Origin of the sequence: Paenibacillus sp. BGI2013, from assembly GCF_002843485.1 — a bacterium.
GTDB lineage: Bacteria > Bacillota > Bacilli > Paenibacillales > Paenibacillaceae > Paenibacillus > Paenibacillus amylolyticus.
The window spans coordinates 284,073-298,373 of record NZ_PJFA01000005.1 but is presented as its reverse complement, the minus strand read 5'-3'; the positions used below and the strand labels follow the sequence as shown (position 1 = coordinate 298,373).

The window sequence follows — 14,301 nt, the reverse complement described above, 5'->3', positions numbered from 1 at the left end:
GAATCAATTTAATCTAGATATGACGATCAAACGCTGACGCTTTCTCCACTTGATCTGTACGGTTCGCATCCATAACTTGAATCAGCTTATTTAAGCGGAAGATCAGCGCTGCAGCTTCGGATCTGCTTAAGTGCTGCATGGGACGGAAGCTGCCGTCTTCATATCCGGTAATCATGTACAAACCTGCAAGTTCCTGCACTTCTTCTTTGGCCCAATCAGATACATCAGTCTGGTCGGTAAACACTCTTGGGGAAGTCAGCGGTTCCGGTCTGATTTTACGAACAACATTTGCTATAATCTTGGATGCCTGTTCCCGTGTCACCAGCGCATGTGGAGCGAATTTGCCGTTCCCCATGCCTTGAACCATCTCATGATGAACGGCTGCCTTAATCTCAGGAGCAAACCAATCCTCATCGTTCACATCCTGAAATCCATGTTGTTCATTAACCGTTGTGTCCACACCCATCAGACGCACGATTAATGCAGTGAACTCCGCACGGGTGATCGGACGGCGTGGCTCGAAGCGAGTTTCACTTACACCTTGAATGATATTTTGTTCCGCCAGCCAGGTGATCTGATCTTTATTAAATGTTTGGCTGATATCAATAAATTTGATAATTTTTTTCACAGGTACATCAGGCTGCTCAGACGGTTCTGGTTGTGAACTCACCTCATCGGCTTCTTCCGATGTACCGTTTGGACTCGGGGTTGCACCGCCACCGCTCCAGGAGGATGGTGGATACGGAAAAGTCATGGCTGCTGCCCGTTTTCTTTCACTTTTTTCACCTGCTGAATTCTCCGTCCATACTTCCACCTCATAATGTTGCTCGGCATTCAGTCCTGTCCATACATGACTGCGCTGCGTGCCACGGTAGATCTCACGATCTTTATGGGTGATCACAATCACCTCATTTATTGAATCCAGTTCCCAAGTTAGCTTAATCGCACTTGTGCCTTGCGCTACGGCTGCAACTGTCAGATCCTCGGAAGGCAACGTCTCGAATTCCGGAACCTGGAGCGCCTCACCCTCACCTGCCTCATTAAATGGAACGATTGCAAAGTCAGTATAACGCTCGGCACTGTTTAATTCAGACACATGTATGGATGTCTCCGTTGTTGTTCCCACAAGCTCTTCGTTTCGATAAACTCGATAACCCCCAGCACCAGGAATCAGTTCCCATACAATGTCTGCACCATACATGGAACGCCCCTCTACTACAGGAGATGAAGCAGCACTACCAGGCAAAGTCATTGCATGAAGGTAATAACCACCATCACTACTGCCGGAGGCATTCATGGCCTTCACTGTATAGATATAGTTCACGCCCGGTTCGAGTTCCTTGTCGTCATAGAACAGTTCGTCTGCAAGAACACGAGCAATCTCTACACCGTTACGCTCAATGATAAACTGCTCGGCACCTTCGACCCGGCTCTGTTCCAATAGAAGACGAATGTGATCCTTCGCTGAATTAAACTCTACTTTGACAGGAGCTACTGGTTTGGTCAGAACGGAATACGCCAGCTTCTCCGATGCATCTCCCTGATCATTCTCTGTGTAGATTTCAATCGAGTACTGTTTGCCTGCATCCAGTTGATCAACAATAAACTCTTTTGTTTTGCCTCGGTATACTTCTGTACCATCCAGTAATATAACGAAAGTTTCGTTCCCATAAGGGAAGTCCCATTCCAGTTTGGCGTGATCTGTCTCGGGGTATATCTTCATTTCCAGTGAATCCACATGAGGCAAGGTGTAAAAAGGAGTCACGATCATTGGACTTCCTGAACCAGCCGTATTATAAGGAATAATCTGTATCTGATCATATCGGGTTGCACTCTCCAGATGAGTTAATCTCACCTCTGTGATATCCCCTTCTTCAATCGTGGTGAACATCTGATCTCCGATACGTATGGTATATCCCTCCGCACCTTGTACCTTTGGCCAAGAGATCAATCCCTCTTTTTCCCCAATCTTGCTTGCATGTAAAGGTTCATGAATGATAGCAGGCAACGTTCGCAAGTGAACTTCGAAACCGGAATCACTCTCTCCCGTTGCATTGGATGTTTTGATGGTATACGTGTAATGCTCGCCTGGTGTCAGTCCATCATCTTCAAATGAAGCTTGATCTGCTGGAACCTTAGCGACTTCAACACCATCCCGCATAATGATGAATTGCTCTGCTCCCCGTGTTGAGCTTCCAGTCAGGTCCAATACCGCAGTCTTATCTGTGATGTGTGTTATGCCTGCCGTCTGAGGTGATATGGGTTTCGTTAAAACTTGAATCTGAATAGACTCTGACCGATGCCCATCTTCATTAATCGCAACAAGTTCGAATTCATACGCCGTGCCATCCAGCATACTATTGAGATGTACAGACGGTTCAGACACGCTCTGTACATCTCCCGTTACCCGATTTCGAATCTCATATGCAGCCGCTCCCTGAACAACATCCCAAGCCAGATCCACCACATGTGTTCCGGCTTTCACTGTGATACTTTCTGCAATCAATGGCAACGTTTGAGTCATTACACTGAAAGTAAGCGGCCCACTCGTTCCACTCGCATTGACTGCCCGAATTACATAAGTGTATTTCGTTCCTGGCGACAGATCCTTGTCTACAAATTGAGTTTCACTTAAATCCATCTGAGCGATCTCTCTTCCATCCCGTTCAATGACATAATGATCTGCCCCTTGGACACCAGTGTTACTGAAATCCAGACCCAGGCTGTTTTTTGCCACATCATATACTGCAACCTTAACGGGTTTCTCAGGCAAAGTCAGCAGAGATACATCCGTCCCTTCAGAACGAGTTCCCTGTCTGTTGAACGCCCATAGTTGATAGTGATGCCACGTCCCATCCTGGAGCCCTGTAATCGTTGCTTCATTCTCCATTCCTCTATAGATCTCCTTGCCATTCTGCTCAATCACGTATTCAGCGGCACCTTCCACGACAGACCAGGAAACTTTTGCCTGATGTACTCCTGGATCAACAAGTACTTCGGCAGGCGACACAGGTTTGGACAATCGGATGAGCTGCGCTGTCTCACCTGCACCAGAAGTATTCGCAGCCTGAACTTCCAAAGCGTACTCTGTACCAGGTAACAATCCCTCAACCGTGTAGGCAAGTTCTGATGTTCTGCCCACTTCTGTTCCATTGATTTTCACAATATAGAGATTTGCCGTATCTACAGCTTGCCATGCAAGTCCCATACTTGTTTCACCCGTCCATGTGACATTCAGTCCTTCCGGCCTGCTAGGTAGCGTAAGAATTGTACTACTGGTGGATGCACCGTACCCGGAAGCATTGCCCGCCAATACTTCATAGGTATACTCACGACTGCTTGACAGGTGGTGAACTGCGAGTTGTGTATCTGATATCTCATGGCTCTGTCCATCGATGACCACCCGATATTTCGTTGCCCCAGCTACAGGCTCCCAGCTCAAGATTGCTCCCTGTTCAGTTACTTGAACAACGTGAAGTCCCGACGGGCTTTCTGGTAACGTTGTTCCTGATACCGAACTGCGTATCCCCTGTCCACTTCCGTTCACTGCTTGTACATCCAGTTGATAAGATGTTCCTGAACTCAGTCCCGCATAGACCCATTCTTGGGTTCCGGCAGAAACCGTTCCCGACATCTCTCCATTCAACCATAACTCATAACGATCGGCTCCTCGTACTGCTTCCCAATTCAGACGAAGGCTCGCTGTGGAAGCATCGGATACCTGTAAGCCGGACACTTGCCCAGGTAAAGTCTTGAGCAAAGGTAATCCTGCCAACGGTCCTGTTCCTGTCTCATTTCCGGCAATTAACGTATAGCTGTACTCCGTTCCGCTATCCAGACCCGAGTCCAGATACTCCGTCTGCTCTCCTTCATATATGGCTGCTCCATCACGTGAAAGACCATAATACGTTGCAGAAGTCACTGTCTGCCATTCTAATGAAATATCATGCTCCTGAATTTGAACGGCCATAAATTCTCCGGGCATTGCCGGCAGTGTGAGGAATCCGGTTCTACTGCTACTACCTGCTCCACTTTCATTCATTGCCGTTACCGAAATGTTATGAATGGTTCCTGGAAAGAGGTTGCTAACATAGGGAAGGCTGCCAGGATCAGATACCGTCTGATCAAATACGGTGGCACCGTCCGAAGTAGTCGCGATGATGCGGTAAGCATCTGCTCCTCGTACTGAATCAAAATGAATTTCAGCCAAATTGGGCTGTGAATCTACTTTTCTAACGTGCAACGTTCCGGGAGCTGCCGGGGTAGTTAATACTTGAACACTTACTGCATCACTTACTCCGGTATGGTTTCTCACTCTAACTTCATATTCATAGACCTGACCACCGCTTAGGGAGTTATCGATTATACTGTGGTTAGGATAATCCAGTGTCCATGACTGTCCTGTCGTTTTATTCGTTATCTCATACTGATATCCATCGGTATACCTTTCCCCAGTTGGCAAATCCACTGTAAGTTCAGCTGAAGTCTCAGCGATCTGTGTCGTTTTCACATGAGTCGGTTGCTGGGGCTTGCGTTGAATAAGGTAAGGTGATGATGTTGTCTCATATGTATTCCCTGCTCTGTCCATGGTTTTCGCATGGATGTACCATATACCTTCCGATTCGATGGATATTTTATGCTGGTCAGAGCGAGCTTCAAGCCAATGCTCCGGTGATTCTGCACTGTTCGTAACTTGATAGAATCGTTCCCGTTCCTGAATGCCTGAGTGGTCATCGGCATACTGAATGGTAGTGGATATATCTATATCCGTCCAAGCATGTCCGTTCGGTGCAAATGTAATCGTTGGAGCCATCTGATCCACATAGGCGATTCGACTGATTTCCTTGCTCACATTGCCAACGGTATCCCTTGCTCTAGCTCGAATGGTGGTACCGCCGTTTGTGCTTACTGTACCCGTATTGCCTGCAATATAAGGAGCATCGTTCATGCTGTATTCATAGGAAATTGCTTGTTCATCCACACTTCCAGCAATGGTGAATTGCACATGCTCTTTACTCCATCCAGAAGAACTTAAACGAATAACCGGCTCGGTTGGAGCTGTCGTGTCGATTCGAACTGTAGCCTGAGCGGACGTGCTTATATTCCCTACACGGTCAAGTGAACGTGCATATACGATCGTTTCTCCCTCATCGGTAACCGTCACTTCGCCCGTGTAATCGATCCAGGGACCTTCTTTGTTAAGTCGATATTGGCTCTTGGCAAGCCCACTGCCCGCATCATCACCACTGTTTATTGCAAAAGTTACATCCTGATTCGTCCAATTCTCTTCATTTAACGTAATCGTTGGTTGCTCAGGCCCAGTCTTGTCGATTCTGGCTGTTGCCGAAGTGGAAGCACTGACATTGGCGGCCCGATCAACACTTCGTGCGTAAATCTCGGTTATCCCTTCTTCACTTAGTGTAAGAGGAGCCTTATAGTCGATCCATTCTCCCTCACTTCCCAGCTTATATTGTGTCAGACCAATGCCACTTGCTTCGTCCGTACCCTCCGTTAATGTCACGGTTACCGCCGCTTTTGTCCAATCGGGCGGATTCAGCGAGATGACAGGTGGCGTTGGTGCCGTCCGATCTACTCTGGCTGTCACAGCTGTTTCCTGTCCCGTATTACCAAACGCATCAATACTGCGTGCCATAACAGTTGTGTTGCCTTCACTGTTTACGGTAAACGGAGCGCTATATTCACGCCATTCTCCTGCCGGACCGACTTTAACTTCAGTCTTCTGAGTTCCGCTTAAAGCATCCTTTCCTTCTTCAACCGTGACCAGAACATCTTCCTTGGTCCATGTGGATGGAGTGACTGTAACGGAAGGAGCAGTTGGACCCGTCGTGTCTTTAATCATCTCTCCAGCGGATATAAACGGGGTCTGTATCCCTTCACCATTCAGTGCCGCCACAAATACTTCATATTTTCCGTCCGCGAGTCCGGTCAGGGCAAACGCTGTACGTGTGGAAGTTGTTGTTCCCGTTGCGAGGACTTGCCCACCTGGACTGCGTATTTCCGTTTTGTAATGAGTGCCCGCAGGATTGCTATTATTATTCCAACTCGCTGTAACAGAGTTGCCTGATTGTGTCACAGCCGCAGCAGCGGGTGGATTCGCCAATGTATATTTGGTGGATGGACTGGAGTACCCCGTGAAGGAACCACTTGAATTTTTGGCACGTACAGCAAAAGAATAACTGGTATTCGGAGTGAGCCCTGTCACCTGCCGACTGTTTGACGCACCTGTATCCACGATCTGATTCGTGGTCATATTCTTCAGCTCATATGTAACAGAGGCGTCATTGGCCTTCTTATCCCAGTTGACCGTCAAGTTATTAGGGTTAACCAGTGTATAAGTCGGCGTTCCAGGCACAACAAAACTTCTAACCGTAAAGTTAACGGTTCCTGCTGAGGACACTCCACCTTTGTCATCCATGACCCATACTTGCAATGTGTGCGTACCATCTGGCAGGGTGTCAGGCAATGTGTAGTTAGTGTTGAAAGACTGATTTGAACCCGTCGCGGTCATCTGGGTCAAAATGTTCTCAGACCCACCATCAATGGACCATTTCACGGTCAATAGGTCTCCTACATCCGTATCTCGCGTTGTACCAGAGATCTGAAGTTGCTCGCCTTTGTAATACGTTTGCCCCGAAGAAGGAGCCGTTAGTGTAAATGAAGGCGGAACGTTCTGAGGGCCGATTCCCACGATCGTTGAAAATTTGCGTGAAGCCTGATTCGCTGTTGCTTTGGCATTCCACCAGAATTGCGCAGCTGTATCACTCGCCGTAACGGTCTGCCCTGTAGTGAATGACGAAGGTGAAGAACCCCCTGTTAGCTGCGCATTGTCCGGACCGCTGTACTGTCCCATGTATATGCGATCTGCATTCACAACATTGTACGTATTCGCATAAAAAGCCGTGACCTGAACGCCGCCGCTGTAATTGCGCCATCCATTCTCGATGACTTCAAACGGAGATGCATCATTGCCATTCACCATCGTATCCCAATAAAATGTTCCACCCAAATTCAGTGCCGATCCACTGCGGTTGATGGCTTCCAGTTCAACCTTCATGTATCCACCTTGTGAGGTAGCATTAACGATAGATACACGCAAAATATATTCGACATTGTCCTTTTGCCGGGACATTTCAATCACATTATTGTTAATTCGGTAATAATTAAGCGGCAATGTTTTGAAGTTCACGGGTGATCCATTATGGTCGATAATCGTAGATACATTCCCTGTATCACCACCGTAAAATACATTTGTGTTTGGTAGTAATACAATTCTGTATTTGCCATCACTGTTCATCTCTACTTTCACTTTGGATGATTGTACAGCCTTCATGCTGCCCGTATCGGATACAATCCCGATCGTTTCAACCGTTTCAGCCATTACCGTCGTTGCGCCCCATTCAAGCAAAAGGGCTTGAGGTGATAATAACGCAAATGCCAATACCACTTTGGTTAACTGTTCCGCTTGTTTCTTCACACGTTTTCCTGATTTCTTCAACGTCTACTCTCCTTTTTGGCACACAAAAAAAAGGAGGCACCCCAACAAAGGAACGATGTCCTAAGTTGGGGTGCCTCCCCTAACAAGTGTCATTTTTTCTTGATTATAACGATTAAGCGCATGAATGTAAACACTTGATCATGAACGCCTTACTTCTCATTTCTCATCTCTGATCTTTAATAACGCTTCGTCTAGTGCGCCAACGACCTTGTCACACCATACATCAAATTCCGGATCTTCGGTCTGTAATTCAGGATGCGCCAGAATGTGCTCAATCGTACGTCGAATGCCCTGATCAGCTCTTGTCGTTGCTACAAATTCCGGAACAAGCCGCTTCAGCTTGCTGTTATCAAAGACAACGGTATTGGCTTTGTCACCCAGCAATCCGCCGCGAAGATCCTGATCACTGCATGCGGCCAAGAACTCAGAGGGTACATGCACCGCATGAAGCTTAACGCCCAACACACCAGCTATAATCTCATGAATCTGATTCCAGGTGACGGATTCATCCGAGGTGATATGTACCGATTCACCAATGGCATGGATATTTCCCATAAGCCCAATAAACCCTTTGGCAAAATCAGTATTGTGCGTAATGGTCCACAGTGAGGTGCCATCTCCGTGGATGATAACGGGTTTTCCTTCACGGATACGCTTGAGAACCTGCCAGCTGCCTTGAGCACCATGAACACCGAGAGGTACCGATTTGTCGCCATACGTATGGCTCGGACGCACGATGGTAACAGGAAACCCATGCTCGCGGTATTGTTTCATCAGATAGTCTTCACAGGCAATCTTGTTGCGAGAATACTCCCAGTATGGATTCGATAAGGGCGTACCTTCCGTGATCCGGTAATCGGCCAGAGGAGTCTGATACGCTGATGCTGAACTTATAAATATAAACTGCTTGGTTTTATCCTTGAACAAACGGTAATCTCGCTCCAATTGAGACGGTACAAAAGCGATAAAGTCTGCCACAACATCAAATTCCAGATCAGCAATCAGTTCCGCTACACGTGCCTCGTCATTAATATCGGCTTGAAGTACGTTGACCTCACTAGGTAAGTCATCGTTATGATTGCCACGATTAATTAAATAAAGTTCACAGCCTTGCTGTGCAAGCATCTCCGTAATGGCCGTACTGATGGTGCCTGTCCCTCCAATAAATAGCGCTTTCATTTCGCCACCTCCTGATCGATTTTACCCACTTTCTCATGATATCACGCACCAAAAAAAGGAGCAAAGCTCGGTGACCCGAAACCTTGCTCCTTCTGCTTATACGACCTTAATCGTTGCATATATCATGTACATGCCGCAATGGATCTCATATTCTCCCTTGGGCAGATCTTTGTCGACCGTATAATAATTGGGTCCCTTTTGCATGTATAGATCCATGCCAAGCTTTTGTGATCCCACTGATTTCACATGTGTCACCGACCGGGTCAGAATAAAGTTGATTTTGGTCGGTACGCCAGCTTTCACCTCGATAACGTCTGGTCCAAAACCATCGTTGCTCACGTCCACATCAATGACTTCATATCCCTTCAAATCCTCCGGAGTCTCAGCTTGTGCAGTTACTGCACTTCCCGATCCCGGGGATACGTCTTTGCCCATAAAATAAACCAAAAATGATCCAAGCAGTACAACAACGGTCAGACCCAGCGTTAACCAAGGCCATGTTTTTCCAAACCAGCTTTTCATATAAACACTCCTCATTCGATGTCCCATCAATATTCTATTAACAGACGGATGTATTCTTTAAGCATACCTGATTCACATGGCATTGAAAATGACCCCTCTGGGCTATTGCGATTGAGCAAAAATATTTCAATCAAAAAAGCCTGATTTCTCAGGCTTATCTACGGGTATTCCCGTTCATGCTTCGCAATATCCCTTTTTGTATAACTCAGGAATAGATCGGTGTATTCCGACTTCGTCTCATGCGTAATTTATACAACTCTGGCAGGGCTACACCAGTGAGTACAATAATAACTCCGAACCATTGCAATCCGCTGACATGCTCATGGAGCACGATTGAGGATAACAATACTGCAATTGGAAGCTCCACTGCACCCAGGATTCCGGCCATGTCACCACCAATATGCGGAACGCCGATAGCGAACAGTACTGGTGGAATGAATGCCCCGAAGAATCCAAGCAGCAATCCAAATACAAGCAACTGGCTCCAGATCAATCCGTTAAAGAGGAATGTCGGTGGGAACAAAATGCACAGCAGGATCAATCCGCCTGTAACCATCCACGCACTGCGGAAGGCTGGATGTGCTGAAGGAACCGCTTTGCCGCTGAACAATACAAACAGGGAATAACTTACGGCTGCCATTAATCCAAGTGCAATACCCAGACCGTTGAACTCACCCAGTCCCTGTTCCAGGAAACCGGCTGCCAGCAAAGTTCCGCCAAACAGAATGATCAACGTCAGGAATGTGACTTTGTCTGGACGTTGACGTTTGCTTATCGCCTGAATCAATACACTAATCCAAGTGAACTGGAACAACAGGATAATGGCAAGTGAAGCCGGAATGTAACGCAAAGACTGATAATACACGAGACCTGTTATTACCGTTGGTGTTCCAGCAGCCATCAATATCAGACGTTGTTTCCACGTCAACCGCTTGAATACCTGTGCCACGGCTCCTGATGCTTTGCCATTTGCCTGTGACTTACGTTTTGTTCTAAATTTTGTGTATAGCGCGAGCATCCAGGATAGAAGAAAACCCGTGATCAGCTGTGCTCCCACAACCTCTCCAAGTTTATACCCTTCGCCGTACGCCAGAACCACAATCGTGGATAATATGCCATAGCTCATCGCTCCCGCGAGAACGGACAGATAATATTTCATTGTGAATAAACCTCCTGATGATAAGAAAAATACGCCTGCATGTTGGTTCATGCCAAGGTCACAGACACCATCTAAATGCAAAAAATCCTAACTACGAGCAAGGAATACATTGATTCCTTGGCATCGTAGTTAGGAAGTATAGGCTTCCCGTAGAGACCCTCGCCCTGTGTACACTTTCGGCCTGCGAGGTTATACGAAATGATATATGCAATTTGATGTAATTCGTGTGTGACGACTTTTCATATATTACATGGGAGGTGAGATGGTGTCAACCCTATTCCGTATAAAAAGTTGAACTAAATTATTACACCGAGTCGCTTCGATCGCTGTACTATACTTCGAGTATTCTGATTACGTAAAAACGTCATGTCCGATTGGAGCTTGAGGAGTCCCACTCCAATGTTTGTTGTAAACCTGCCTTCAATCCATCTAAATCTAACCCATCCACAGCAAAAGCCTCACGGATCAAAGGCGGCGCGACAAATTCATCATACTTGCCCAGATAAGGCGCTTCATCTTCAGCCAGTAACGCAGATGCGTCTTCAGCCGTTCGACACTCACTCATGATCTCGGCTAACAATGTTCGTTCGTCGACCTTGCCGGATACTACAAAATAATATGGCTCCATGGGCACAACCGAACGCAAGGCAAGTTTCTTGGACAGATTATGCTTCATCAGGCGCTCCAATGTACGGAATGATTTACTTCCAACCCAAGGAAGAACATACATCGAATCCCCCCCTGCCGGAATCACGACCTGCTTTAACAGTCCGCTTTCACGAGCTAGGCGGCGCGCCCGTTCAAGTCGATTGACGGCTTGTGGTGACAGATAGGGATAGATCACTGAGTCTGACAACACTTCACGCATTTTCTGTACTACCGACGTATGAATATCTCCTCCCGCTCCAAGCCATAACGTATCTACCTTACCTTTTGCAGACTTCACATACACAGCCTTGTGCTTGTGATCGACCTCTTCCACTTTCCACAGTTTGCCTGCGAGCGAGAAGCAATAGCCAGGTGGGGGCACGGTTGTAATCGAACCAATCTCTTCCGAGCCGTTTAGTACTTTATGTTCCTCATCGTCTTTAAACACGGCGTAGAAGCGATAATTATTCACAATTTTCTCACCTGTCAGACCGATGATCAATGTTCGATCCTCTGTCCATTGCAGATGATCCGTCTCAATGAGGTAATTCAGGAATACCTGATATTGATCAGGTCTAATCAACGCAAATGGAGCCAGCGAAAGGATGGCTTCCGCAAGATCTCTCGGCTCCGCCTCCCCCATACTTTTCAACATGCTCATCGTCTGATGATAGAGCACACCTATGGGCATTTTGCGGGCTTCAAGCGGCTCGACCCATTTGGTTTTTACATACAGTTCGATAACAGCAATCGCACGCATCAACGTCCACGGCATACGTGCTGGCAATTGCGCTTCCTCATCCTCTTCCTCCGGACATACAAAAAGCATCTCCGATGCCATGTCCTCTCGTCTCCCTGAACGTCCCAGACGCTGTACAAAGCTAGACGCACTATACGGTGCACCGAGCTGAACCACACGTTCCAGTTCGCCCAGATCGATGCCCAGTTCAAGCGTGACCGTTGCCGCAGCAACCGCAGGCCCCGATCCAGTGCGTAGGGCAGCTTCCGTCTCTTCCCTCAGCATAGCCGAGATACTTCCATGATGTACATGGAACACATCACGCTCTTGCCTGCGAGCCGCGACTCGCCGCATCTCAAGAATGGTGACTTCTGCATCCGTTCGGCTGTTGGTGAAGATCAGCGCTTTTTTACGATGTGTGCTCTCATAGATGAAGTCGTAGTACGCTTTGCGTGCGTTATGAAGCTGCTCCGCCTGCTCCTCGTCCTGTGCATCTGGAAAAGAGAAATGTTCCACCCGCAGTCGCAGCTTGCGACCGCCCGGGGAAGAGACCACATCCACTCCCTGCTGCGTTCCCGCAGCAAGCCAAGATGTAGCCGTATCATAGTCACTAAGTGTAGCGGACAAGCCCACTCTTCGCGGTGCACAGCCAGCCATACGCTCGATTCTGGCAAGTTCGCTGAGTACTTGAATGCCCCGATCCGCTCCCATGAAAGCATGCACCTCATCGATGATGACATATCGCAAGTCATGAAACAGCGCCGGGATTGCATTCGGTCGATTCATGAGCAGACCTTCCAGCGATTCTGGCGTTATCTGGAGCACACCGGACGGATTTTTCATCAGTTTTGTTTTCTCCGCCTGAGGTACGTCCCCGTGCCAATGCCAAACCGGAATATTTCCTTCGGATAACAGATCCTTAAGACGTTCGAATTGATCATTAATCAGGGCTTTCAGAGGTCCAATGTACAAAATGCCAACCGACTTGGAAGGCCGTTCATACAGCTCGGTCAATGCAGGAAAAAAAGCCGCCTCCGTCTTGCCGGAGGCCGTTCCCGCCGCAATCAGCATATGATGCGGGGTATGAAAACAGATATTGCAGGCCTCAATCTGGGCAGGACGAAGCGATTCCCATCTTTTTTTATATATAAATTCCTGAACAAACGGCGCCAGCCGATAGAATGGATTATCACTCATAATTCAAACTCCGCCAGAAAGTCGTCCAGATCATCTGTATTCGCGGAAGCATCTGCCCCTTTACCCGTTTCCTGAGGTTTGGCAACCCGCTCGCCAAGTAATTGAGTATAAGTCACTTCAGGATTCTGGTGTAACGTATGCAGAACATCCATAAAATCTCGTACCACTTCACGCGTGGTCAGCAATTCATCCGCACCCAGCCGGTTCACCGCCGTTTGCATAAAATCAACCAATTGTTCATCCGTCAGACTTGCGCTGTATCCAAAATGCAGGGCATGAATCTGCCGCAGCTTCTGAAGTAAAATCAGAATCTCTTCATGCGATAACATCGCCAGCTTCAGGATCGGACCTGTGTAATTCGCATACGCTTTGGCTGCATAACGACCATCAATAAGCCTGGAGCGAAGCGCCTCATAGCTGTATAATCCGCGCCGTTCATTCTCCACAAATTGCGGCGTACCACCTACAAATATGCCCAGGTGCTCCGCCTTGCCCTGCATCGTATCATTGAACATGGTCAGCAATTTCTCATAGTTGCTTTGGCGGGAGACACTGTTTGTAATTTTGTACAGATTCACCGCTTCATCAATGAACAACAGCAATCCTTTGTAACCAATGCGCGCTGTGAATTCAGACCACAATTTGAAGTAGTCATACCAGTTATCATCGTCAATAATGACTCCAACAGCGAGTTCTTTTTTCGCTTCCGTTTTGGTTGCAAATTCTCCTCGAAGCCAGCGAAGCGCCGCCTGTTTGCGATCATCATCAGCCAGCTTGTACCCGTTCCAGTATGACGCCAGTACTTTGGCAAAATCAAAGCCGTGAACCAGATTCTGCATCTCACCCGTCACCGCATAGATCTGCTTCTCTACTTCCAGCGGCAGAGCGGGATCATCCGGGCGCAAGTTCTGACTCTGCATCGTGGATTGTTGCAGCCCTGCGATCCATTTTTGCAAAATCGGCTCCAACGCTCCCCCATCCGGGCGTGTGCGTGTAGACAAACGAGTCATCAGTTCGCGATATGTCGCAAGTCCCTGCCCTTTGGTTCCCACCAATCGACGCTCTGGTGACAGATCTGCATCCGCCACAACGAAATCACGATCCATCGCATAGTTACGAATCATCTGCAAAAGAAAGCTTTTACCGCTGCCGTAACGACCCGTAATGAGTTTAAACGCTGCGCCTCCCTCGGCGATATTGTCCATATCCCGCAAGATGGCTTCCACTTCCGGTTTCCGACCAACAGCAATCTGCTCCAGTCCTATGCGCGGGACAACACCAGCTGTCAATGAATTTACAAGCGCGGTGGTCAGCCGCTTTGGTATTTTAAGTTCTGTCACT

The 14,301-nt window shown here is 47.7% G+C and carries 6 protein-coding genes and 1 riboswitch; all 6 genes read right to left on the bottom strand.

The features are described from left to right. Window positions 1-13 precede the first annotated feature (13 nt). Complete coding sequence (locus CXK86_RS15160) at window positions 14-7,516, bottom strand: fibronectin type III domain-containing protein (protein WP_101313982.1); 7,503 nt, start codon at window positions 7,514-7,516, stop codon at window positions 14-16. 156 nt (window positions 7,517-7,672) lie between these two features. Continuing rightward, window positions 7,673-8,695, bottom strand: coding sequence for an SDR family oxidoreductase (locus CXK86_RS15155; RefSeq protein ID WP_076249496.1), 1,023 nt, complete (start codon window positions 8,693-8,695; stop codon window positions 7,673-7,675). A 96-nt stretch (window positions 8,696-8,791) separates the two neighbouring features. After that, complete coding sequence (locus tag CXK86_RS15150; RefSeq protein WP_017688751.1) at window positions 8,792-9,217, bottom strand: cupredoxin domain-containing protein; 426 nt, start codon at window positions 9,215-9,217, stop codon at window positions 8,792-8,794. A 205-nt stretch (window positions 9,218-9,422) separates the two neighbouring features. Beyond that, a complete protein-coding gene (locus CXK86_RS15145; RefSeq protein ID WP_076249497.1) occupies window positions 9,423-10,376 on the bottom strand; it encodes an EamA family transporter in 954 nt (317 codons plus the stop codon). A 106-nt stretch (window positions 10,377-10,482) separates the two neighbouring features. Then, window positions 10,483-10,593: riboswitch (purine riboswitch) on the bottom strand. A 147-nt stretch (window positions 10,594-10,740) separates the two neighbouring features. Then, window positions 10,741-12,960, bottom strand: a complete 2,220-nt coding sequence (locus CXK86_RS15140; protein WP_076249498.1) for a DEAD/DEAH box helicase — start codon at window positions 12,958-12,960, stop codon at window positions 10,741-10,743. Next, entirely contained in the window at window positions 12,957-14,300 is a 1,344-nt protein-coding gene (locus CXK86_RS15135; RefSeq protein WP_076249499.1) for an ATP-binding protein, read from the bottom strand. Before CXK86_RS15135 ends, CXK86_RS15140 begins: the two co-directional genes overlap by 4 nt. Window position 14,301: the final 1 nt, after the last annotated feature.